Source organism: Winogradskyella marincola (assembly GCF_029624125.1).
GTDB classification, from domain to species: Bacteria; Bacteroidota; Bacteroidia; order Flavobacteriales; family Flavobacteriaceae; genus Winogradskyella; species Winogradskyella marincola.
Window position 1 is genome coordinate 52,235 of the sequence record NZ_JARSBN010000004.1, and the last position, 24,559, is coordinate 76,793.

17 protein-coding genes are annotated in these 24,559 nt (G+C 34.8%); 10 read left to right on the plus strand and 7 right to left on the minus strand.

Features of this window, described 5'->3' with window-relative positions; genetic code table 11:
• The first annotated feature begins 105 nt into the window (after positions 1 to 105).
• Together P7122_RS08120 and P7122_RS08125 are read left to right on the plus strand one after the other, a co-directional pair.
• A complete protein-coding gene (locus P7122_RS08120; RefSeq protein WP_278005290.1) occupies positions 106 to 888 on the plus strand; it encodes a hypothetical protein in 783 nt (260 codons plus the stop codon).
• A gap of 3 nt (positions 889 to 891) precedes the next feature.
• Positions 892 to 1,506, plus strand: coding sequence for a deoxynucleoside kinase (locus P7122_RS08125; protein ID WP_278005291.1), 615 nt, complete (start codon positions 892 to 894; stop codon positions 1,504 to 1,506).
• Here P7122_RS08125 and P7122_RS08130 read toward each other — a convergent pair.
• Together P7122_RS08130 and P7122_RS08135 are read right to left on the minus strand one after the other, a co-directional pair.
• Positions 1,503 to 2,501 (minus strand): App1 family protein phosphatidate phosphatase, encoded by a 999-nt coding sequence (locus tag P7122_RS08130; protein WP_278005292.1) that lies wholly within the window; start codon positions 2,499 to 2,501, stop codon positions 1,503 to 1,505. The genes P7122_RS08125 and P7122_RS08130 overlap by 4 nt on opposite strands.
• A gap of 71 nt (positions 2,502 to 2,572) precedes the next feature.
• Positions 2,573 to 6,922 (minus strand): choice-of-anchor I family protein, encoded by a 4,350-nt coding sequence (locus P7122_RS08135; RefSeq protein ID WP_278005293.1) that lies wholly within the window; start codon positions 6,920 to 6,922, stop codon positions 2,573 to 2,575.
• 324 nt (positions 6,923 to 7,246) lie between these two features.
• On the opposite strand from P7122_RS08135, the gene P7122_RS08140 reads away from it, so the two are divergent.
• Complete coding sequence (locus P7122_RS08140) at positions 7,247 to 9,778, plus strand: S9 family peptidase (RefSeq protein WP_278005294.1); 2,532 nt, start codon at positions 7,247 to 7,249, stop codon at positions 9,776 to 9,778.
• Positions 9,779 to 9,896: 118 nt separating this feature from the next.
• On the opposite strand, the gene P7122_RS08145 is transcribed toward P7122_RS08140, so the two are convergent.
• From P7122_RS08145 to P7122_RS08160, 4 genes are all read right to left on the minus strand, one after another.
• Positions 9,897 to 12,335, minus strand: a complete 2,439-nt coding sequence (locus P7122_RS08145; protein WP_278005295.1) for a sodium-translocating pyrophosphatase — start codon at positions 12,333 to 12,335, stop codon at positions 9,897 to 9,899.
• Between the two features lie 125 nt (positions 12,336 to 12,460).
• Complete coding sequence (locus P7122_RS08150; RefSeq protein WP_278005296.1) at positions 12,461 to 12,988, minus strand: inorganic diphosphatase; 528 nt, start codon at positions 12,986 to 12,988, stop codon at positions 12,461 to 12,463.
• Positions 12,989 to 13,099: 111 nt separating this feature from the next.
• A complete protein-coding gene (locus P7122_RS08155; RefSeq protein WP_278005297.1) occupies positions 13,100 to 15,610 on the minus strand; it encodes a DUF5686 and carboxypeptidase-like regulatory domain-containing protein in 2,511 nt (836 codons plus the stop codon).
• Positions 15,611 to 15,704: 94 nt separating this feature from the next.
• Positions 15,705 to 16,682: a pyruvate dehydrogenase complex E1 component subunit beta gene (locus tag P7122_RS08160; protein WP_278005298.1), complete on the minus strand. Its 978-nt coding sequence runs from the start codon at positions 16,680 to 16,682 to the stop codon at positions 15,705 to 15,707.
• Positions 16,683 to 16,893: 211 nt separating this feature from the next.
• On the opposite strand from P7122_RS08160, the gene P7122_RS08165 reads away from it, so the two are divergent.
• From P7122_RS08165 to P7122_RS08190, 6 genes are all read left to right on the plus strand, one after another.
• Positions 16,894 to 17,640: an electron transfer flavoprotein subunit beta/FixA family protein gene (locus tag P7122_RS08165; protein WP_278005299.1), complete on the plus strand. Its 747-nt coding sequence runs from the start codon at positions 16,894 to 16,896 to the stop codon at positions 17,638 to 17,640.
• 11 nt (positions 17,641 to 17,651) lie between these two features.
• Complete coding sequence (locus P7122_RS08170) at positions 17,652 to 18,614, plus strand: electron transfer flavoprotein subunit alpha/FixB family protein (protein WP_278005300.1); 963 nt, start codon at positions 17,652 to 17,654, stop codon at positions 18,612 to 18,614.
• A 150-nt stretch (positions 18,615 to 18,764) separates the two neighbouring features.
• Positions 18,765 to 19,379 (plus strand): bifunctional nuclease family protein, encoded by a 615-nt coding sequence (locus tag P7122_RS08175; RefSeq protein WP_278005301.1) that lies wholly within the window; start codon positions 18,765 to 18,767, stop codon positions 19,377 to 19,379.
• A gap of 15 nt (positions 19,380 to 19,394) precedes the next feature.
• Positions 19,395 to 21,119, plus strand: coding sequence for a nucleoside transporter C-terminal domain-containing protein (locus P7122_RS08180; protein ID WP_278005302.1), 1,725 nt, complete (start codon positions 19,395 to 19,397; stop codon positions 21,117 to 21,119).
• Positions 21,120 to 21,294: 175 nt separating this feature from the next.
• Positions 21,295 to 22,119, plus strand: a complete 825-nt coding sequence (locus tag P7122_RS08185; RefSeq protein WP_278005303.1) for a thymidylate synthase — start codon at positions 21,295 to 21,297, stop codon at positions 22,117 to 22,119.
• 10 nt (positions 22,120 to 22,129) lie between these two features.
• A complete protein-coding gene (locus P7122_RS08190; RefSeq protein ID WP_278005304.1) occupies positions 22,130 to 22,969 on the plus strand; it encodes an energy transducer TonB in 840 nt (279 codons plus the stop codon).
• Between the two features lie 64 nt (positions 22,970 to 23,033).
• Here the strand turns inward: P7122_RS08190 and P7122_RS08195 are convergent, their stop codons facing one another.
• A complete protein-coding gene (locus P7122_RS08195) occupies positions 23,034 to 23,330 on the minus strand; it encodes an isoamylase early set domain-containing protein (protein WP_278005305.1) in 297 nt (98 codons plus the stop codon).
• Positions 23,331 to 23,615: 285 nt separating this feature from the next.
• Between P7122_RS08195 and P7122_RS08200 the strand changes: the two genes are divergently transcribed.
• Positions 23,616 to 24,545: a dihydrofolate reductase gene (locus tag P7122_RS08200; RefSeq protein WP_278005306.1), complete on the plus strand. Its 930-nt coding sequence runs from the start codon at positions 23,616 to 23,618 to the stop codon at positions 24,543 to 24,545.
• Positions 24,546 to 24,559: the final 14 nt, after the last annotated feature.

Below are 24,559 nucleotides of genomic sequence, written 5' to 3' on the forward strand. Positions count from 1 at the left end.
TTTCAACTTCTCAATTAACTTTCAAACTTAAATTATCAAAAAGATTCTGAAACATGTTCAGAATGCTATATTCATTGGTTCAATTTTTGTAATTTCAACATCAATATGCAAAGATTGATTTTTATTTTTTTATTTATTGGTATTGCGTCACATTCGCAAAACCAGGTAAAAGCTGTTTTAAAAGATTCTACAGCTTTAAAAGCTAAAACCATTTTTGGTGTAGACACTTTTGGCACGTTGTATTATGCCACAGACAACAACACCTTTAACAAAAAAGCTAAGGATACTACGATTACTTACGCCAACTTCCAGCTTGGAGAAATTACAACAGCCAACACCTTTAATCCTTTAAAAATAAATCTTTTTTACAAAGATTTTAATACTGTTGTAATCTTAGATAATCGTTTGGCAGAGGTTTATAAAATAGACTTTAATACGCTTCAAAATTATAAGAATGTAAGTTTTGTATCTACTGGATATGATAATACGCTTTGGATTTTTAATCAAGATTTACAACAATTAGAATTGTACGACTATAAAACCAATAAATTAAAGCAGAAAACAGTACCTGTGCAGTCTGAAGTTTTAGATTTAAAAAGCGACTACAACAACTGCTACATGCTTACAGAAAAGTATCTTTATATCTATAATTATTTTGGAAGTTTAATTTCGAAGCATCCTAATATTGGTTATGAAAGTCTAGCATTCAGTAAGGCTCACCTGGTTTTAAAAAAGGAGAACAATCTCTTTTTATTATCTAAAAACAGTGATGACATACTACCTTTAAAACATCCAAATTTGTTAATAAATCAGTTTTTGGTAACCAATGAAACCTTGTATCTTTACCACGACAAAATTCTACGTCATTACCAACTAAAACAAGAATAAATTATGCATGTTGCTGTTGCAGGAAATATAGGTGCTGGTAAAACCACGCTCACAAAATTATTGGCTAAACATTACAAATGGGAGGCGCAATTAGAGGACGTTGTAGACAATCCTTATTTAGACGATTTTTACAACCAGATGGAACGCTGGAGCTTTAACCTGCAAGTTTATTTCTTAAACAGCAGATTTAGACAAGTAAATCAAATCCATGATAGTGGCAAAGACATCATTCAAGATAGAACTATCTATGAAGATGCTCATATTTTTGCTCCTAACTTGCATGCTATGGGCTTAATGACCAATCGCGATTTTGAGAACTACTCATCGTTGTTTGAATTGATGGAATCTTTTGTAAAAGGTCCGGATTTACTAATTTATCTAAGAAGTTCTATTCCTAATTTAGTAGCTCAAATTCATAAACGTGGTCGTGATTATGAGAACACGATTAGTATTGATTATCTAAGCCGCCTTAACGAACGTTATGAAGCTTGGATTACAAAATATAACAAAGGCAACTTACTAATTATAGACGTTGATAATTTAGACTTTGTGGCTAATCCTGAAGATTTAGGTGGTATCATCAATAAAATTGATGCTGAAATTAACGGATTATTTTAAGAGATAAATCCGTGTTTTTTAGCGTGTTTAGTCGCCTGATCGCTACTTTCTACCAATAACACTTCTGTTGTTTTATAGTTTTCTATAAGCCCTTTTACACGAAGCATTCGCTTTTTGTGCTTAACGCTACGCAGATATATGGCTAAAATTCTATCAGGAAATTCTTCTGCTATTTCCATATAGATATCTGGATCGTGCTCGCCACTATCTCCAATTAGTATAAATGGTAAATCTGGATAGGTTTTTAGCAGATTAAGAATCTCTTTTTGTTTTTGAGGCTTTTCATCTTGCTTTTTACGTTTTAGCAAATTACTCATAGATCTCAATAAAATTGGGCCTTTTGGAAAGTTGTTTTGCTTTAAAAATAATTCAAGATAGCGATAGAGATTCCAAGGACTATGGCTTACATAAAATATTGGATTGGCATTTTTACCAGATGCACCTCTGTGTAATTTATGATAGAAATCCGCAGCACCTTCTAGAGGGATTCTGTTTTTGGCGTGCTTAAATACAGAGTTATAAATCACTTTCCATTTTAAAGTGCTTACCACTCCTGTATGCAAAATAGTATCATCTATGTCACTGGCAACACCAAATTGAGCTTTGGTTGATGGTATTAATATTTCGCCAGGAAACCTATTATTGTTTTGAATGGTTCTCTTGATATTGACATCGCTGTAAGATAATTCAAAAGGCAACCAACCTTCATCATTAGCAAGCTTTGCCAATGCATCTAAATTAGCTTCTACTTTATAATAACCATCTCTATCAGTTTGTCCTTTTAAAATCTTTCCGTCAGGTAACTTTATATTGATGCCTACGTTCTTAATTTCATCTGTTTCAAACCGTTTCCAGGTGTTAATAATAAGATGCCAAGTATTTTGATTTTCGAGATCAATAGACTCATCTTCTAATGCTCTGCCACGCGCATAAAAATGCGTATCTGTGCCATAACCCTGAAATGCAATGATTTGTAATGGATCTTTCTTAAACATCAATAATCTTGTTACGTAAAAATAAAAAAGCCTCATCAATTGATGAGGCTTAAGCTTAAAATTTCTTGTTTTTATTTTACCAATAACTTTTTAGATAAGCCTTTTGAATTATTGATCATATACATTCCTGGTGCTAACCCTTCAACATTAATTGATGAAGCATTGCTAACCTGTTTTACCAAACGACCAGAAAAGTCGTAAAGTTTGTAATCATCTGCTTTACTAAAATTCACTTTCGTATTTGCAGGATTTGGGAACATACTAAAGTTATTATTATAGTTGTGTTCTTCTAAACCTAAAGTAACATTATCTAAAGAATAGATAGACAACGTTGCACTTACTTCGTTAGATACAATGATTAGCGCTGTACCTGTAGGACTATCGCTTTCATCTACAAACACAATGCCTTCTGGTCCTAAATCTCCTCCTTCTGAACCACCAGCAACGGCATCTCTATTGTTAAGATATTGAAGAAAAACTGGTGCTGTTGGTACTGTAACATCGTAAATCATAACTCCTCCTACACGCTCTAACAACACAAATGCATAATAAGAACCATCTATTTCCTTTACCAAAACACCTTCTGGCTCTGGACCTTTGTTATCACTTCTGTTTTTAAATCCGTTGTTACTGTTACTTGCATTAAAAATTGCACCATAAGTAGGATGTGCTGCTGTAATGACTTCAAAATCATTACCGCTATCGGAAACTATATCTCCTGTACTCGCATTAAAAATACTGAAAGAACGACCACCAAATACGTGAATTTCTTCATAATAAGAATCGCCATCCGTATTACCAGATGCATTTGTAATTCCTATATCTCCAAGATTGGTGTCAATGGCAAGTATATCTGCATTGCTAAAAATTGTTGGGTCTAAAACATAATCGCCATCACCTAGCTTACGCTCTTCTTCAAATCCGTTATACTCTCTAGCATCTCCTTCGTTTGCCGTGATGATGTAACCTGTTCCGCCGATATTAAAATAATCGATGGCATCTGGCATATACACACCATAAATTGGCCAGGAAGCATTAAAGATGAAATCGGTTTCATCACTTGTATCTAAGGAATTGTTTACCAGACTATGGTCTTTTACACCAAAAGAGGACACACTTACAATTGTATTTGTAGTTAGATCCACAGTTGCTAACGCATTGTTTTCCTGAAGCGCAACATATGCCATTAAATTATCATCTGAAACAGCAATATATTCTGGTTCTAAGTCTTGAGATACTGTTGCACCTGGTCCAAAAATTCTAACACCATCTGCCAATAATGTTGCCAATTGAGCATCAAAAGCATTAAAGTTTAACGTTGTTACATCACTTTGGTCTATACCAGCTAAACCACCTGTAACATCAATAATTGAAACACTTCCTTCTGGATCTATTGAATAGTCACCATTTGGCTCACCTTCATTGGCAGAAAGTAATTTTGTGCCGTCCGGTGTAAACGTAATCATATCTGGCAAAGCACCAACTGTAACAATAACTTGATTGTTACCATCTGTATCTGCAAACATTACAAAACCAGAATCTGTTGTAGGATTTGCCGAAATTGCCGCAGCCAATATACCATTACTAACCGCTACACTTTGCACTCCACTTGTATTTGGTGGTAAGCTTATAGATGAAATTGAAGAAATATTACTTGGGTCTGAAAAATCCAGAACTTCGATACTAGAACTGTTAGTTACAAACAAACGCTGAGACGTTGGGTCGTAAGCTGTAATTTCTGCTGTACCACTTGCATCAACCAAATAGCTTGTTAAATAATTAGCATCTAAAACTGAAGTATTTTCGGTTGGCACAACCGTATCATCATCTAAAATATAAACTGAAAATTCTGATTCACTTCCTATGGAAGCACCTACAGCATTTTGAAGATTTACCATAAAGTATAAATCGCTTCCATCTTCAGTATTATCTAAAATAGGAATTGTTATAGTTTGGTTATCTGTACTTCCTGAAAGGAAAGTTAAAGTTTGTGCAGAAGCTAAGGTAAAATCGGCACCTTCAACTGCTGTGCCACCAACCATTACATCAACATCTACAGTAACATCTGCTGTTGGTGCTTCAGAAATTGAAACCGTTAAAGTAATGCTACCATCATTTTCCATAACAGAATCGTAAACTTCTGTAAATTCAACTTGTATAGACGTTCCTGTTGCTGAAGCATTTCCTGGCGAACCAATATTAGGAACATCCATTAAATCTCCACCTAAAGCGTTTGTTGCTACAGCATTGTTGGCGTTTCCAACTGTACTAAACGCATTGAGCTGTACATCGTAAGTTTGACCATCGTTTGAAGCTGTATCTGGATAAGAAGCCGTATCTATTGGCATAGACAATGTTGGGTCTCCTAACCATAAGTTAACCGCATCACCTCCTCCACCAAGGCCAGCACCATCAGTATAACCCACTTCAACACCTGTAAGGTCTAAAACTTCACTCCAAACGGTAATAAAAGTATCAACCTCTCCACCAGTATTGTCCGTAATTAATACAATAGCATATCCACCTGGTGGAATAACCGAAACACCTTGAATAAGGTCTGCAGCACTAGCATCAGCCGAATCGTCATCGTAGTACAAATCGTCATTTATACCAGACGTCCAAGCAACAGTACCTGTATTATAAATCTCAAACCAGTCTGCTGTTAAATCATCGCCTTCCTGACCCGAGAAAATTTCTGTAATCACTAAATTTGGCGCTGCAGGTGGCACATTACCTGGCGAAGCAATATTTGGAACATCACTTGCGCTTCCACCTAAAGCCATCGTTTCTACTGCAAAACTTGCATTGCCAACTATACTAAATTCAGAAAGTTCTAAGTCGTAAGATTGTCCGTCGTTTGAAGCTGTATCTGGATACGAACCTGAAGCTACTGGCATTGTAGTTAATGGATCTCCCATCCACAACGTTACAGCATCTCCTCCTCCGCCAAGACCTGAGCCATCAGTGTAACCAATTTCAACACCTGTTAAATCTACAACGTCTCCCCAAACTGTTGAAAAATTAGCAACCTCACCACCAGTATTATCCGTGATTAAAACGATAACGCGCTCTCCTGGTTGAATATCTGTAATATTTTGAATAAGATCCGCAGCAGTACCATCTGCTGAATCATCATCATAATATAAATCTGCATCTACTCCAGACGTCCAAGCTGCGATACCAGAATTGTAGATTTCAAACCAATCTGCCGTTAAATCATCTCCTTCCTGACCAGAAAAAATTTCTGTTATTTCTAATACAGGAACAGCAGGAATTACATTTCCTGGCGAAGCTATATTTGGTACATCGCTAGCACTTCCACCTAAAGCATTAGTTTGCACAGCATAACTTGCATTACCAACGGTACTAAATTCATTAAGTTCTACATCATAAGATTGTCCATCATTAGAAGCTGTATCAGGATAAGCTCCTGAAGCTATTGGTGAAGTGGTTAAAGGGTCTCCTAACCACAACGTTACAGCATCACCTCCACCTCCTAGGCCAGATCCATCAGTGTAACCAATTTCAATACCTGTTAAATTCACAACTTCTCCCCAAACCGTTGAAAAGCTAGCAACTTCACCACCAGTATTGTCTGTTATTAAAACGATAACACGCTCACCTGGCTGAATATCTGTAATGCCTTGAATAAGATCTGCTGCAGTTCCATCTGCTGAGTCATCGTCGTAATACAAATTATCATTAACTCCAGAAACCCAAGGAATAGATCCTGAATTATAAATCTCGAACCAATCTGCTGTTAAGTCATCACCTTCTTGACCCGAAAAAATTTCGGTAATCACCAACGTTGGCGGTAATGGTTGTACATTAGCCGGAGAAGCTATATTTGGCACATCATTAGCGCTTCCTCCAAGGGCAAGTGTTGTAGTAGCATTACTTATATTTCCTGAAACACTGAAAGCCGTCAATTCTACATCGTAAGATTGTCCATCATTTGAAGCTGTATCTGGATAAGATTCGGTATCAATGATAGTTCCTGTAGTGAGAGGGTCTCCTAACCATACAACTACAGTATCTCCTCCACCACCTAAGCCAGCACCATCTGTGTAACCTACTTCAACATCAGTAAGATCTACCACTTCTCCCCAAACAGAGATAAAAGTATTAACCTCGCCTGCCATGTTATCTGTAACTAAAACAATAGCACGTTCGTCTGGTTGCAAGTCTATAATGCCTTGAATAAGATCTGCCGTTGTTGCGTCGGCAGACTCATCATCGTAATACAAATCGGCATCCACGCCAGACACCCAAGCCGTGTCTCCTGTATTATGTATTTCAAACCAGTCTGCAGTTAAATCTGTTCCTGATTGTCCAGAAAATATTTCTGTAATTTGAATGTTAGCTTGTGAAAAAGCTGTGACCGAAAATAAAACGGCCAAAAGAGTAGTCATTTTTTTCATTTGGTTGGATTAATTGATTTTGATAAAATTAAGATGTTACTCCAACCTGCTTGTTACCTCCATATTACAATAAAGTAAACTAAATAACATAAAATAATTACCAGAATGTTAACCAATTAAACAACACAAACTTTGTCAACCTATTAAGATTTTTAAAGCATTTTGACTTAAATATTTGCAATAAACAATAGAATTAATTAGCTCTTAGGGAAAAGACATAACTGTTAAATATTTCTTTAAATCAGCTCCTAACACGTTAAATAACGAGCTTAAGGCAGTAGTTTTAGTATTTTAGTGACATTCTAATTCAAACTAACCTTTTAAATGAAAAAATTAGCACTAACCCTAACACTTGGGTTATTATTCAATTTTTGCATTGCTCAGGACGCAAACAACTTAACTCCTAAACCCAATTACAGGGCAGCAGCAAAATACTCGCCAACCAATCTAGGCAAATTAGTCCACTCTACTTCAGTAAGACCTCATTGGCTAAAAAATGGTAATCGTTTTTGGTATCAATACAAAACCACGAGTGGTTCAAAATACTATATTGTCGATGCTGATAAGCGAAGCAAAAAAGAACTTTTTGACAATGAAAAAATGGCTCAATGGTTAACAGAAATAACCAAAGACCCTTATGATGCTCAACACTTACCTCGCTTTGACTTTAAGTTTGTAAAAAATGAAACAGCTATTCAGTTTTACGTGACTTCTACCGAAAAAGTTGAAGAAGAAAAAGACAATTCTGAAGAAGAAACTGAGAAGCAAACAGATTCAACTGAAACCAAGAAAAAGAAAAAGGGGAAACCTAAAATGGTAAATAAAGTTTATCATTTTGAATACACACTAGGCAGTAATTCCTTAACTCTTTTGGACAACAAGAAAAAGGAAAAAGAAGATTGGAGAAAATGGGCAAATATTGCTCCAGACAGCTCGGTTGTTTTATTTTCTAAAAACTACAATCTTTATTGGATGGACAAGGAAAACTTCCTAAAAGCTGTTGAAAACGAAAAAGACACAACAATTGTAGAGAACCAATGGACAACTGATGGTGAACTGTACTATTCCTTTGGTGGATCTAGTGGTCGTGGAGAAACCAATGAGTCTATGAAAAAAAACAAAGACAAGCGCCAGCGCATCTTTGGTATATGGTCTCACGATTCTAAAAAATTTGTATTTCAAAGAACAGATTCCAGACATATCAATGAACTTTGGGTTATAAATAGTACAGCTAGCAAGCGACCAACACTAGAGACATACAAATACCATATGCCAGGTGAAGATGAGTTTTACAAAACCCAACTTTATGTTTTTGATATACCTTCTAAAAGCAATATAGAAGTACAATTAGATACTGTAAAACAGCAAAGTGTGCAAATATATAGAGAACCTATAAAAAAATCCAGCTATGATGATGATTTCACACCTTCTCTATTATTATCTAAAAAAGGTAAAATATACTACAACACGATAAGTAGAGATCGAAAAAAACTAGACATCTGTGTTGCTGATATCAATACAGGTGAGACAAAAGTTCTCATTGAAGAACGATTTAACACCTATATAGAATCTCGCCCTCTAGTCTTATTAAATAATGAATCTGAAATGTTGCATTGGGCAGAACGCTCTGGTTGGGCACATTATTATTTATATGACACACAAGGAAACTTAAAAAACCAAGTTACCAAAGGTTCTTATCACGTAGAAAGAGCTATAGGTGTTGATGAAAAATCTAGAACGCTTTACTTTACAGCTCATGGCATTCCTAAAGATCAAGACCCTTACTACGAGCATTTGTATAAGATAAATTTAAACGGAAGCGGTTTAAAAGCTCTAAATCCAGGAGATTTTAACACAAATACGAGCATGAGTGATTCTAACGGCTTTTTCGTTAGTAACTACTCTAGAGTAAATACGGTTCCTAAATCTGAATTACGAAATAGTAACGGCAACGTAGTAATGGAGTTAGAAGAAGCTGATTTATCGCAATTAATGGCTACTGGTTACAAATTCCCTGAGCCTTTTAAAATGAAAGCTGATGATGGTATTACAGACATCTATGGTGTAATTTACAGACCATTTGACATGGATTCTACTAAAAAATATCCATTATTAGAATATGTATATCCTGGACCTCAAACTGAAGCTGTAAACAAGTCTTTCTCTGTTCGTATGGATAGATTAGATAGAATGGCTCAAGTTGGTTTTATAGTAGTAACTATGGGTAATCGTGGCGGACATCCAGACCGTTCTAAATGGTATCATAATTATGGTTACGGCAATCTAAGAGACTACGGTTTAGCAGACAAAAGACACGTTGCCGAACAGTTAGCAGACAAATACGAATATATAGATATTAATAAAGTTGGTATTTATGGTCATTCTGGTGGTGGATTTATGTCAACAGCTGCTATTTTGGTTTATCCAGACTTTTTTAAAGCAGCAGTATCTTCCGCAGGAAATCACGATAATGCCATCTATAATAGCTGGTGGAGCGAAACACATCATGGTGTACAAGAAGAAATTGATGAAAACGGTAATGTAAAATACAAGTATATGATTGATAATAACCAATCATTAGCCGGAAATCTAAAAGGTCATTTAATGCTTATTACAGGAGATGTAGATAACAACGTACATCCTGGAGGTACTATAAGAATGGCTAATGCATTGATAAAAGCCAACAAACGTTTTGATTTTATGCTAATGCCAGGTCAAAGACACGGCTTTGGTAACATGACAGAATACTCTTTTTGGCTAAGAGCAGATCACTTTAGCAAACACTTTTTAGGTGTAGAAGCTACAAGTATTGATATTACTGAAATGAACAGAGATAAGCCTAAAACAAAGTCTTAACTAAAAGAATTTATAGTTAATAAAAAAACCACGCTTATGAGCGTGGTTTTTTATTTCAATTTATAAGAGTTAAACCCTATTTAGTTTCAACCTCTTCTTTTACTTCTTTTATAACTTTTTAGATCTTTACTTCAACCTCTTCAGAAGTCTCATTCATTTTATCTAACTGAGCTTTCACTTCTTCTTCAGTTCCTTCAAAAACCTTTTCTTCAACAACTTCTTCACCACCATTAGTTACTGTTGTAGTTACCACGTTAGCTTTAGTAGTTCCATCTTCATTTTTAGTCATCTTAACTTCAACTCGTTTTTCAACTGAATTTTCGTTTTCAGAAAAGTTAACCTCAGCTACTGTAGTATTCATTGCTAAACCTTCTTCAGAAGAATGACCTCCTAATATTGGTGCTATTACTAAACCAACTAAACAAGTTAATTTAATTAAGATATTCATCGATGGACCAGACGTATCTTTGAAAGGATCACCAACTGTATCACCAGTTACTGCTGCTTTATGAGCTTCAGAACCTTTCTTTTCTATTTTACCATTTACCATAGCTCCTGCTTCAAAAGACTTTTTAGCATTGTCCCAAGCTCCTCCTGCGTTATTTTGAAAAATTGCCCACATAACACCGCTTACACAAACACCTGCCATATAACCACCTAAAACTTCTGCACCCAATGTATAGTTACCACTTATCATGGCTGTACCCAAACCAATTAGTAAAGGAGTTACAATAGTGATTAATCCTGGTAATAACATCTCTTTTAATGAAGCTTGTGTAGAAATAGCCACACACTTGTCGTATTCTGGCTTACCAGTACCTTCCATAATTCCAGGAATTTCTTTGAACTGACGACGAACTTCCATTACCATTGCCATAGCTGCTTTTCCTACGGATTTCATAGCTAAAGCAGAAAATACTACAGGAATCATACCACCAACAAATAAGGCTGCTAAAACTGGCGCCTTAAAAATATTGATACCATCTATACCTGTAAAGGTTACAAAAGCGGCAAATAACGCTAAAGCTGTTAAAGCTGCAGATGCAATTGCAAAACCTTTACCAACAGCTGCAGTGGTATTACCAACTGAATCTAAAATATCTGTACGTTCTCTAACTTCTTCTGGCAATTCAGCCATCTCAGCAACACCACCTGCATTATCCGCTATAGGTCCAAAAGCATCTATTGCTAATTGCATAGCTGTAGTTGCCATCATAGCACTAGCTGCGATTGCAACACCATAAAAACCTGCAAAAGCATATGAAGCCCAAATTGCAGCAGCAAAAAGCAATACCGAACCTGCTGTTGAAATCATACCTACAGCAAGACCTGCTATAATATTTGTTGCAGCACCTGTACCTGAGTTATTTACAATATCATTTACAGGAGCCTTACCCATACTTGTGTAGTAGGCTGTAACCCATGAAATTAATCCACCAACAGCCAAACCGATTAATGCACTCCAAAACACATTCATTGATGAGATTTCTTTAGCACCTTCACCGAAAAAATTCATTGACATAGTTTCAGGTAACATCCAGTCTATTAAAAACCAACTTGCCACAAGTGTAATAACAATTGCTATCCAATTTCCTGTATCTAAAGCTTTTTGTACCTGAGCTTCTTTTGCTTCATTATTTTTAATACCTACCACTAATGTTCCTATGATTGAAGCTATAATACCTACACCTGCAATAACCAATGGTAAAAGAATTGGACCCATACCATCAAAAGCTTCTGTAACTTGGCCTGCTTCTCTCATATCTCGTAGCACGTAGTTACCTAACACCATTGATGCTAATACTGTTGCTACATAAGAACCAAACAAATCGGCTCCCATACCTGCTACATCTCCAACATTATCTCCTACGTTATCTGCAATAGTAGCTGGATTACGAGGATCATCCTCAGGAATTCCTGCTTCTACCTTACCAACTAAATCCGCTCCAACATCTGCTGCTTTGGTATAAATACCACCTCCTACACGTGCAAACAACGCAATAGACTCAGCACCTAAAGAAAAACCAGCTAAAGCTTCTAATACCACTGTCATGTTATCATAAAAAGAACCTTCGCCAGACATGTACATATTAAGGAATAATATAAAGAATAAGCTTAATCCTAGTACTGCCAAACTTGCTACACCCATACCCATTACTGTACCTCCACCAAAAGACACTTTTAAGGCTTTAGGCAAACTTGTTCTTGCAGCTTGTGTTGTACGCGCGTTAGCATCTGTAGCTATTCTCATACCTATATTACCTGCAAAAGCACTAAAAATAGCACCAACTATAAATGCTAATATGATAATATATTCTGTAGATGGTACTACATAAGCTACAACACCCAACAAAATACTGGCTATAATTACAAAAATGAGCAAGAGTCGGTATTCAGCACTTAAAAACGCAAGTGCACCTTCTTTTATACTTGCAGAAAGTTCTTGCATACGTTCGTTACCAGAGTCTTGTTTTTTTACCCATGCGTATTTAGCACCCATGAAGATTAAACCAATAATTGCCAATAATGCTGGCACATATAAAATGTATTGTTCCATATAATTAATTTGATTTGTTTTTAGCATGGCTAATGTAATAAAATCAAATAAATTTTACGAAAAAAGCAATATCAAATACATGATATTGCTTTTTTAACAGAAATTATATTAATAAATACAATTATTTATATTGAGAAGGTGCGCTTTTCTTTATGTTCGCTTTCATTATATCTCTTAACGCATTCGTTGTAGATTTTTCTTGCTTCCTCAGCATTTCCCCATCCACCTACATCTACTTTCTTTTCTTCTAAATCTTTGTATACCTGGAAGAAATGTTCTATTTCTTTTAATCTATGAGGATTTAAGTCACTTATATCGTGGTTATTGTTCCAAATAGGATCAGAAACTGGTACACATATAATTTTTTCATCCGGACCTTTTTCATCTGTCATATGGAACACACCTATAGGTCTTACCTCCATTACTACCATTGGATATGTTGGCTCTGTTCCTAAAACTAAAACATCTAATGGATCGCTATCTAACGCTAATGTCTCTGGCACAAAACCATAGTCACCAGGATACATCATTGATGAAAAAAGCATTCTGTCGAATCTGATTTTTTTTAATTCAAAATCATATTCATATTTATTACGGCTTCCTTTTGGAATCTCTATTAAAACATCGAAAGTTAACTTGGTTGTATCTGTCATTTTCTATTACATTTAAAACGGCTGCAAATATAAGAGTTTGTTGATGTTGTGCCAATACAATTGAAGATTAATAACGAAAATATAACCTAAATTAAATTATTGTATTGCCTTTTAGAAATAAAAGCCAAAACTACCTGTAACACCAAAACGTCTGGCATCTGGATTATCTAAATAGTTTCCTCTAAAATTAAAGTCTATTCTTAGGATTTTGAAAATATTAGCCACACCAAAACTGTACTCATAATACATACGTGTATCTGGAGCTAGTAGTGGAAATTCTACTGGATTTCCTGTAGTGCTTAAAGCTATATTTTCATCAGATAATTCTCCCCAAACACCTCTTAGACCAACAATTGCTCTAAGATTATATTTCTTTAAGAATGGAATACGAGAAAATAAACGACCATTGAAATTATGTTCAAAATGAACAGAAGTATAAGTATCTGTTACAAACTCATAGAAATCTAACTGCGAGAATGTATTGTATATTGAGAAATACGTTTGGTTACCAGGCACTACGCTAAGCAATCCTAAAGGCACTTCCCCAAATGTTTTACCAGCTTCTATTGATGTTACCAAACGCCCAAAACCTCCTACTTGCCATGGCTGTATATACGAGAACTGTACTTTGGTATAATCAAAATCACTGTCAAACCAATTGCGATCTCCACGTGTAACCTGAGCAAAAAGTCTTGCAAAATTATCATTCTTCTCTTTGCGTTCTACTCCAAAACCTGTCATTTCACGCTTTGGAAAATAGGACAACGCTAACCTGCTTTCAAACTGTTTGATTTCTGAAGAAATTCCTGTTGAAGATTCTAGATCATTATAATCTAAACTAAAGGTTGGCGATGCTGAACTTAAGGTTCTAAAACTTCCATCTAGACGCACTTCAAAATTCCGCATTGGCTCTATTGAAAAGCCTAAATTGGTTAAATTAATGTTGGTTAATTTATCATTTGAACCTGCTGTAAAAACCGCATTAGAGGCTAAACTTCTACCCAAAACATCTGTAGAACTCGTTAGACTTGCACCAATCTGTTCTATATCTCTTCGGTTACCTCCAAAAACAGTTAAACGACTGCGCTTATCTAAAAGCCATTTTCCAGAAATACCATATTTAAACTTATCGTCTCTAAAGCCATAAGCTAAAAACCCTTCGAGCCTCCATAAATCGTTTGGACCAAAATAAGTTCTTCCTCCTGTTCTTAGTCGCATACCTTCAACCTCGTTAAAACCGAATGTTGAAAAAATTGGACCATAGTCAAAATTTATACTTGGAAACTCTACATATCCAGAAGCCAATATGCTTCCTAAGTTATAAAGACGCTTAAATTTCTTAACCGTTTTTAGAGTGTCTAGCATTTTGTAGACACCTTTTTCATCTTTATTTAAAGCTTCTAACCTATTCTTTTCCCAAAAATCCTCTTCTCTATTATATATATCTGCATCGTAGTTGTACACTACCTTATCATAGAACTTTTCTTCCTTAGGCTGATTGAATTTATAATTATCGTACAGTGTTGTTCGCTTACCATAAACTCCTCGTGATTTTTCTTTTTTATTTAATGCAAAATCCGAAAGAAAATAATCACGTTTTATAAGAAAAACCGAATCATTTAAAACTTCAAATTCTTGTTCTATATAGATTTCTTTTACCCAGTTGATATTGGCACTTTTAGATGCCTGAAGATTAATTTCTTTAATTGCATAGGTAGAATCATTAACCCAAAAGTCTCCTTTAAAAGTTAATTCATTCTTACGTCTTGGGTAGTAAATAATATTGTAGCACCATTTGTTGTCTATATATGCACTGTCTGAAAGTACATAATTATAGGTTTGGATCCCTGTACGACTCAACGGACTCACAAAACTCTTATCAAAAAACTTTAAATAATTATCATAGATATTATAATCTGAATATAAATCATCTATAAAATCTATTATAATCTGGTTATTACTAAAACCAGAATTTTTATTTCCAATTAAGTCTTCGCGCTTGTCTTTTGTAATGTTATCTCCATAAACTTTCTTTACAGATTCGTTTAAGAAAATTGGTAAATACGTTTTTCCTGTTACGGAAGAAGTGTCTACTTCTTCAAACACAAATTCCATACCTTTAAAAAGCTTACTCTTTATAAGTGCGCTATCTATAGTATTAAGATCAAACTCTACTTTTTCGTATTGGTCGTATTCGTATTGTTTAAACTGGCTAAGACCGTTTTGTCTCTTACGTTCCCATATCTTTTTTAGAATACGTATGGCAGGATTTTCTGAAGCTTTCTTTGATTGTTTACCACTTACAATTACAACTTCTCTTAAAGATTCAGCCTCTTCTTTTAGCACAAATCTTAAATCGTAATTTACTTTTTTTGAAAGCGGAAACTCTAACACCTCGTAACCAACAAAAGAAACCACTAAAGCATTCCAGATTTCGTCAGACTCTAAATAGAATCGTCCATCTTCGTTTGTAATGGTACCTTCGGTAGAACCTTTAAAAACTACATTTGCAAAAGGGATTGGCTCATCGTTCACATCATAAACGTAACCACTTACTTTTGTTTGTGCAAAAGTTGAGGTTAAGGCAACAATAAATAGGGCAAAGAATAGTTTTAACTTCATATATATTTAAACAATAAACTTCATCAACAACCGTGCTAAAATTAGCTATTGGTTTGCTAATGAAGTTTATTTAACGCAAAAAAGTGCGATTTATTTACTTATACATCACTTTTTTCACCGCTTTTATAACATCATTGCTATTAGGCAACCATTCTTCTAAAAGTACTGGTGAATATGGTGCAGGTGTATCTGCTGTATTAATTTTTACAACTGGTGCATCTAAATAATCAAATGCCTCAGACTGTACTAAGTATGTGATCTCTGTTGCAACGTTACCAAAAGGCCAAGCTTCTTCTACTACAACTAGTCTATTTGTTTTCTTTACAGATGCTACAACTGTTTTTCTATCCATAGGACGTACAGTTCTTAAATCTATAATTTCACAAGAAATACCTTCTTTCGCTAATTCGTCTGCAGCTTTGTATACTTCTTTTATAATTTTTCCAAAAGATACTATTGTAACATCTGTACCTTCTCTTTTGATATCTGCAACACCTAAAGGAATAGTGTATTCTCCTTCTGGCACTTCACCTTTATCTCCATACATCTGCTCACTTTCCATAAAAATAACCGGATCATCATCTCTAATAGCGGATTTAAGTAAACCTTTTGCATCATAAGGATTAGATGGCACTACTACCTTAAGTCCTGGTGTATTAGCAAACCAATTTTCAAAAGCCTGAGAGTGTGTTGCTGCTAACTGACCTGCAGATGCTGTTGGCCCTCTAAATACGATAGGACACTTAAATTGCCCACCAGACATTTGTCTTATTTTGGCTGCGTTATTGATAATTTGATCAATACCAACTAACGAGAAGTTAAACGTCATATACTCTACAATAGGACGATTACCTGTCATTGTAGAACCTACTGCAACACCAGCAAAACCAAGTTCTGCGATAGGTGTATCAATAACACGCTTTGGTCCAAATTCATCTAACATACCTTTTGATGCCTTGTACGCACCATTATATTCTGCAACTTCCTCACCCATAAGATAAATGCTTTCATCTCTACGCATTTCTTCGCTCATGGCTTCAGCGATGGCTTCTCTAAATTGAATTGTCTTCATTATTTTCTTTTTAAACGAAGAACAAAAATAGCAATAAATGAAAAATAAAGTAAATCAAATTTCTTTAAAATTTATTATGCACGCATAGTAAATATTCGAAATAAAATATTTACCTTCGTAACCGTAATTTTTTGAAGTTTTACAAATAGTTAACGAAATCGTTTTAGTAGAATTTCACACAATTTAATGTAAACTTAAATAATATATAAGTATGAAGATTTTAGTATGTATCAGCCACGTACCTGATACGACTTCCAAAATTAACTTTACAGATGGAGACACAAAGTTTGACACTAACGGTGTACAGTTTGTAATTAATCCTAATGACGAGTTTGGTTTAACAAGAGCAATGTGGTTTAAAGAAAAGCAAGGTGCTAGCGTAGATGTTGTTAATGTAGGTGGCCCAGAAACTGAGCCAACATTAAGAAAAGCATTAGCAATAGGCGCAGACACTGCTATTAGAGTAAACACAGAAGCTACCGATGGCTTTGCAGTTGCAAAACAATTAGCTAAAGTTGCTAAAGATGGTGGTTACGATTTAGTTATAGCAGGAAGAGAATCTATTGATTATAATGGTGGAATGGTTCCTGGTATGCTTGCTGCAATGACAGATGCCAATTTTGTTGCCAACTGTATTGGACTAGAAGTTGATGGTACTAATGCAAAAGCAGTGAGAGAAATTGATGGTGGTAAAGAAACTGTAAGTACAGCATTACCTTTGGTTGTTGCAGGACAAAAAGGTATTGTTGAAGAAAGTGATCTTCGTATCCCAAACATGAGAGGTATTATGATGGCTCGTAAAAAACCTCTAAATGTTGTTGAACCTGTTGATACTAATTCTGAAACTACAACTGCTAGTTTTGAAAAACCTGCACCTAAAGGAGCAGTTAAATTAGTAAACGCAGATAATATTGATGAGTTAGTAAATTTACTTCACAACGAAGCTAAAGTCATTTAAAAGAAAAAGATATGTCAGTTTTAGTATATACAGAATCAGAAAACGGAAAATTTAAGAAAGCAGCTTTAGAAGTCGTTTCTTATGCAAAAGCTGTTGCAGACCAAATGGGTACAACAGTAACTGCAGTTGCTATTAATGCAGATGAAAATGATAGTTTAGGTGCTTATGGTGCCTCTAAAGTATTATCTGTAAAAGATGGTAGTTTAGATAAATTTAACGCAAAAAAGCATGCAGCTGTTATAGAGCAAGCTGCTAAAAATGAAGGTGCAAAAGTTGTTGTTTTAAGCTCTAGCGCAGACAGCAAATATTTAGCACCATTATTAGCTGTAGGTTTAGACGCAGGATATGTTTCTAATGTTGTAGAAGCTCCATCTAGCACGTCTCCTTTTACAGTAAAAAGAACTGCTTTTACAAACAAAGCATTTGCTAATACAGAAATAAATACAGATGTAAAAATCGTTGGTTTATCTAACAATTCTTTCGGAATTGTTGAGGCTGGTGGTAGTGCTTCTGTTGAAGATTTTTCACCTTCAATACCAGACTCTGGTGTTAGTGTAGAGTCTGTAGACAAAGCAACAGACAAAGTAAGCATTGCAGATGCAGAAATAGTAGTATCTGGAGGTAGAGGATTAAAAGGTCCAGAAAATTGGGGAATGATAGAAGAGTTAGCAGATGTATTAGGCGCAGCTACAGCGTGCTCTAAGCCAGTATCTGATCTTGGTTGGAGACCTCATAGCGAGCACGTTGGGCAAACAGGAAAACCTGTAGCTTCTAACCTATACATCGCTGTTGGTATCTCTGGTGCTATTCAGCACTTGGCAGGTATTAATGCTTCTAAAGTAAAAGTTGTTATTAACACAGATCCTGAAGCGCCTTTCTTTAAAGCAGCAGATTATGGAGTTGTTGGAGATGCTTTTGAAGTTGTACCTGCGTTAATAGAAAAACTAAAAGCTTTTAAAGCTCAAAACGCATAATTTTATTACCTTGTAATATTAAAGGACTGTTTAAATTTAGATTCTTTTAATAGTTTTACGTTTTATCGAAACTATTGAGAAAAATATCCAATTCTGCATTTTGCAGTTGGTAAAGTCCAAATTTAAACAGTTCTTTGTGTTTTAAAATTCATGAGTTTAGTTCGTTTAAATATAAAAGGTATTTCCTACAGCCAAACACAAAATGGCGCGTATGCCTTAATACTTAATGAAGTTGATGGAGACAGAAAACTTCCTATTGTTATTGGTGCTTTTGAAGCGCAATCTATTGCTATTGCATTAGAAAAAGAGATTCGTCCTCCAAGACCCTTAACTCACGATTTATTCAAAAATTTTGCCGACAGGTTTGATATTGTTGTTAAACAAGTCATCATTCACAAGTTAGTTGATGGTGTCTTCTACTCTAGTCTTATTTGTGAGCGCGACAAAATTGAAGAAATCATAGATGCCAGAACAAGTGATGCTATTGCTTTAGCATTACGTTTTCAGGCTCCAATTTTTACTTACAAAAACATCTTAGATAAAGCAGGTATATACCTTAAAGTAAATCCTAAAAAAGAGGACGAAGAACAAGATAGTATACTTGTAGATGATCTTATTGCTGAAGAAATTGAAAACGCAGTTGCCGATCAAGAAGGTTATAAAGGCAAATCTATAGAAGAATTAAATAGCCTTTTAGAAGAAGCCGTTAGTAACGAAGACTATGAAAAGGCAGCAAAAATAAGAGACGAAATTTCTAAGCGTTAACTAACACCTCTTTTTATGAATCATTTTTTCAAGGCCCTTATTGCTATTTGTATAGGTATTTCATCAATTACAGCACAAGAGCTAGAAAAAACATGGCATTTTACCAACATAGAAAACTCAGAAACTAATGAATTTCTGCCCATTTCTAATTCTGATGTTTTAACTTTTAGTGATGGTGATTTTAGTTACAAACTGCATAATATAGACAGCCTTAAAGCGTCTGGCCATTACATATTTCAAAACAATCTTTTAGTATTTTATTATAACACTCCAAAAGATACTATCAGAAAATATAAAATTCGTGAGTTTACTGATTCAACTTTAGTATTTACTGAAAAATCAACAACTTACAGTTTAGAGTCGGTTGAAAACGAGAATGAAACCATAGCATCTACAGCAACAGACCAAAACACAGAAGACGTAATAAAACCAAGCCAAGGTTTTTCTTTTAGTAGTTTATGGCGAGGTGTTTTAGGTATGTTTACTCTAATAGTCATTGCATTTTTATTTAGCAGTAATCGTAAAGCTATAAACTGGAAAACCGTAGGAATCGGATTAGCATTTCAATTACTTATTGCAATAGGAGTTCTTAAAGTAGGATTTGTAAAAACATCTTTTGAATGGGTTGGTAGTTTATTTGTAAGCGTACTAGATTTTACAAGAGCAGGAAGCGAGTTTTTATTTGACGGTTTGGTTGTAGACATGGATACCTTTGGGTTTATTTTCGCATTCCAAGTACTTCCAACAATATTATTCTTTTCGGCTTTAACTTCGGTTTTATTCTATCTTGGTGTAATCCAAAAGGTAGTAAAAGCTTTTGGCTGGTTATTAACTAAGCTTCTTAAAATATCTGGTGCTGAAAGTCTAAGTGTTGCCGGGAATATTTTCTTAGGACAAACAGAAGCACCACTTTTGATTAAGGCTTATTTAGAAAAAATGAATAAGTCCGAAATACTACTGGTTATGATTGGTGGTATGGCAACTGTTGCCGGAGCAGTACTCGCTGCCTATATTGGCTTTTTAGGAGGTGATGACCCAGAGCTAAGGCTAGAATATGCCAAACATCTATTAGCTGCGTCTGTAATGGCAGCGCCTGGCGCAATTGTAATTTCTAAAATATTGTTTCCACAAACAGAGAATATCAACACTGATGTAAAAGTATCTCAAGAAAAAATAGGAGCTAACATACTAGATGCTATTGCAAATGGAACTACCGAAGGACTTAGACTAGCAGTAAATGTTGGTGCTATGCTATTAGTATTTGTTGCTTTTATAGCTATGATTAATGGTATTCTTGGTTGGGCTGGCGAAATTACTACACTAAATAATTGGATGGCAGACAACACACCATACCAAAGCTTTTCTCTCGAAGCTATTCTAGGTACAATTTTCGCACCTTTGATGTGGCTTATTGGTGTTGCAAAAGAAGACATGATGATGATGGGTCAGCTTTTAGGCATCAAATTAGCAGCTAGTGAATTTGTAGGCTACATTCAGCTTGCCGACTTAAAAGATATTGCTAATGCCACACATTTAAACTATAACAAATCTGTAATTATGGCAACTTATATGCTGTGTGGATTTGCAAATTTTGCTTCTATAGGTATTCAAATTGGTGGTATTGGATCTTTAGCTCCAGGACAACGTAAACAATTATCTAAATTTGGTATGAAAGCCTTAATTGGTGGTACAATTGCTTCATTAATATCAGCTACAATTGCCGGTATGATAATTGGGTAAAAGCCCTTTAATTCCCCAAAGAGGAAAACATCAAGCACTTAAAACTCGTTAATAACTTTTAATATCTGCTTATAGATATTCAAAGTCTATAATTTTCATTTTAATTACATTAGCCTTCAATTATTTTAACTACAAATGAAAGTTTCTTCCCTTTGGGAAGACGGAAGATGGACTTATGAAACAATATCACGATTTAGTAAAGCACGTATTAGAAAACGGAAACGAAAAAGGAGATAGAACAGGTACTGGCACTAAAAGTGTGTTTGGTTACCAGATGCGTTTTGACTTAAGCGAAGGGTTTCCAATGGTAACTACAAAAAAACTACACCTTAAGTCTATTATATACGAGTTACTTTGGTTTCTTAAAGGCGATACAAATATTAACTACTTAACCGAAAATGGTGTAAGAATCTGGAACGAATGGGCAGATGAAAACGGTGATTTAGGTCCTGTTTATGGACACCAATGGCGCAATTGGGCGAGTGAAGAGATAGACCAAATTAAAGAAGTCATAGAAACTCTTAAGAACAATCCAAACAGCAGAAGAATGTTAGTATCTGCATGGAACCCTTCTGTTTTACCAGATACATCTAAATCCTTTTCTGAAAATGTAGCCAACGGTAAAGCTGCTTTACCTCCTTGCCATGCTTTTTTTCAGTTTTATGTAGCTAATGGCAAATTATCTTGTCAACTCTATCAACGTAGTGCAGACATTTTTCTTGGCGTACCTTTTAACATTGCATCTTATGCGCTATTTACAATGATGATGGCGCAAGTTTGCGGCTACCAGCCAGGAGAATTTATACACACATTTGGTGATGCTCACATATACAACAATCATCTCGAACAATTAGAATTACAACTATCAAGAGATATTAGACCATTACCAAAAATGATTATCAATCCAGATGTAAAAGACATTTTCGACTTTAAGTTCGAAGATTTCACACTTGAAGATTATAATCCTCACCCACATATTAAAGGTATTGTTGCTGTATAAATTTTGATTTATGAAAATTTTCAATCTATTTATTTTTCTATTTTTTGTCACAACTTTATCTAATGCTCAAGAAGCCAAACAAGATTTTTACAAACGCTCTTTTATTGCTTACGAAGGCTGTGAAGACTCGAAAGATTTAGAACGTTGTTATGAGATTTCTTTTCATGAGTTTTTGGCTAAACACATTAACAGAAAAGCCTTAAAAGATTCAATTTTCTTTGAAGCAAAAAAAGATACCATAACGGTTAGCGCCAGCATTCTGTATGATGAAAATGGGAAAGTTGTTAAGCGACACTCAAGAATTTCTAATCCTGCGAGCAACAGAATTGAAGGACTAGAATATTTATTGGATAGCATTCCTACAGTTAAACCTGTTTTAGATAAGAAAAATAATGGTGTTGCTCTTAGCACCAGAAAACTGTTTGGGTTTTACCTCAACAAAGCAAAAGACACAATCGTGCCAATATTTGGTTACACACCAAGCGAAGTGCCTTATGAAATTATTGAAAAAGTACCTGTTTACAAAGGTTGCGATGAAAGTATGAGTAATGAGGATTTAAAAAACTGTATGAATGACAAGGTAGTGCAATTAATTTCAGAAAATTTTAGAACCAATCTTGCAATCAAACACAACTTAAAACCAGGCATACAACGCATCTATGTTATGTTTAAAATAGATAAAAAAGGACGCGTTAAAGATATCGTTGCAAGAGGACCTCATCCTGAAATTGAAAAAGAGGCTATAAGAGTTATAAAAAAAATACCTCGACTAAAAAAACCAGGATATCAACGTGGCAAACCCGTTATAGTTCCTTTCTCCATACCAATAGTCTTTGCAGTAAGTGATTAATTATAAACATAAAAAAGGCGTTTCTCATTAAAGAAACGCCTTTTACTGTCTTAAATAAGGGTTATTATAAGTTTAACACACCATTTTCAGCACCAGCAAAATCATTCCACGCATACGCATCTGCTTGCTCATCATTAACATAGTTACCGTCAACAACGTATCTAAATTCATAAGAGCTATCACTCTCTAAATCTAGTGTACCTTTAAATGTACCATTCTTTAGTTTTTTTAATTCTGTAGCTTCAGTATTCCACTCGTTAAAGCTTCCAACAACTGCTACACTTTGTGCCTCCTCTGCAGGAACAGAAAATGTTACCTTACATACTGGCTTACTCTTTAAATACTGTTTTTTAATTGCCATAATAATAGTTTTGAATACAGTATCAAAAGTATAAAAGAAAAAAGCAGAAAATACAGTTTAACTTACTTTAAATGAAAGAATTATCATTTTAATAAAATAGCCTTTACTTTTTCGTAAACTATTTATTTTTTCAATATGAAATTTATGAAATCAAAAACACAAAACAAGACCTTACAAACTGAAAATCAACGACATCGTTTTCGAAATTATCATGAATAAATTCAAACCTATTAGCCATATTGCTTTGCTGAAAAAGAAGTATCTTTATCAGATAATTTTACAACTATGTTTGGAAAGAAAAAGCAAGTTTCTACAATAGATAAAGACCAATTAGAGCTTATTGAGAATGCTCAAAAACGTATCAGGCAAAAGAAACGTTTATACATTCATTTTGTTGTTTTTCTTATTGGTGCTGTTTTCTTAATTCTTGCAAATACTGTTATTGGTATTGGTGAAAATTTTACTATTGCAGGCATTAATTGGTTTGTATATGCCATCCTTATTTGGCTATTTCTATTTGTTTACCATTTTATAAATGTGTTTATCACCAATAAGTTTATGGGCAAGGATTGGGAAAAGCAACAGTTAGACAAACTTGTTAACCAACAACAAAAACGCATAGAAAAGTTAAAAGAAGGATTCCTTAAAGAGGAAAAGAAAATAGCACAATCACAAGCTTATAACGAAGCCAAAACAGATACTTCTGACGAAAAAAAAAACTCCAATGAATTAACCATAATCGTAGCAGCTGGAGAAGACAATGCTATCGGAAAGGACAATGACCTTATCTGGCATTTGAGCAACGATTTAAAACGTTTCAAAAAACTAACCTCTGGTCATCATATCATTATGGGACGCAAGACTTTTGAAAGTTTTCCAAAACCTTTACCAAACCGTACACACATTGTTATTACAAGGCAAAGCAACTATAAAGTACCAGAAGGAGTTATTGTAGTTAATAATCTTGAAGATGCACTAGATGCTGCAAGAAAAGATAAGCAACCTTTTATTATTGGTGGAGGCGAAATCTACAAACAATCTATCAATCTTGCAGACAAACTAGAACTAACACGAGTACACGCTTCTTTTGATGGTGCTGACACCTTTTTCCCTAACGTTGACACAAACATTTGGAAAGAGGTTTCTAGAACTACTCATGAAGCTGATGAAGACCATAACTATGCATTTTCGTTTATTACTTATAAGAGAAGATAAATATTCCTATTTTT

Bases quoted from the DNA above. Each gene is read 5' to 3' on its own strand.
- P7122_RS08120 (WP_278005290.1), top strand. From the start codon at position 106: ATGCAAAGATTGATTTTTATTTTTTTATTTATTGGTATTGCGTCACAT.
- P7122_RS08125 (WP_278005291.1), top strand. From the start codon at position 892: ATGCATGTTGCTGTTGCAGGAAATATAGGTGCTGGTAAAACCACGCTC.
- P7122_RS08130 (WP_278005292.1), bottom strand. From the start codon at position 2,501: ATGTTTAAGAAAGATCCATTACAAATCATTGCATTTCAGGGTTATGGC.
- P7122_RS08135 (WP_278005293.1), bottom strand. From the start codon at position 6,922: ATGAAAAAAATGACTACTCTTTTGGCCGTTTTATTTTCGGTCACAGCT.
- P7122_RS08140 (WP_278005294.1), top strand. From the start codon at position 7,247: ATGAAAAAATTAGCACTAACCCTAACACTTGGGTTATTATTCAATTTT.
- P7122_RS08145 (WP_278005295.1), bottom strand. From the start codon at position 12,335: ATGGAACAATACATTTTATATGTGCCAGCATTATTGGCAATTATTGGT.
- P7122_RS08150 (WP_278005296.1), bottom strand. From the start codon at position 12,988: ATGACAGATACAACCAAGTTAACTTTCGATGTTTTAATAGAGATTCCA.
- P7122_RS08155 (WP_278005297.1), bottom strand. From the start codon at position 15,610: ATGAAGTTAAAACTATTCTTTGCCCTATTTATTGTTGCCTTAACCTCA.
- P7122_RS08160 (WP_278005298.1), bottom strand. From the start codon at position 16,682: ATGAAGACAATTCAATTTAGAGAAGCCATCGCTGAAGCCATGAGCGAA.
- P7122_RS08165 (WP_278005299.1), top strand. From the start codon at position 16,894: ATGAAGATTTTAGTATGTATCAGCCACGTACCTGATACGACTTCCAAA.
- P7122_RS08170 (WP_278005300.1), top strand. From the start codon at position 17,652: ATGTCAGTTTTAGTATATACAGAATCAGAAAACGGAAAATTTAAGAAA.
- P7122_RS08175 (WP_278005301.1), top strand. From the start codon at position 18,765: ATGAGTTTAGTTCGTTTAAATATAAAAGGTATTTCCTACAGCCAAACA.
- P7122_RS08180 (WP_278005302.1), top strand. From the start codon at position 19,395: ATGAATCATTTTTTCAAGGCCCTTATTGCTATTTGTATAGGTATTTCA.
- P7122_RS08185 (WP_278005303.1), top strand. From the start codon at position 21,295: ATGAAACAATATCACGATTTAGTAAAGCACGTATTAGAAAACGGAAAC.
- P7122_RS08190 (WP_278005304.1), top strand. From the start codon at position 22,130: ATGAAAATTTTCAATCTATTTATTTTTCTATTTTTTGTCACAACTTTA.
- P7122_RS08195 (WP_278005305.1), bottom strand. From the start codon at position 23,330: ATGGCAATTAAAAAACAGTATTTAAAGAGTAAGCCAGTATGTAAGGTA.
- P7122_RS08200 (WP_278005306.1), top strand. From the start codon at position 23,616: ATGTTTGGAAAGAAAAAGCAAGTTTCTACAATAGATAAAGACCAATTA.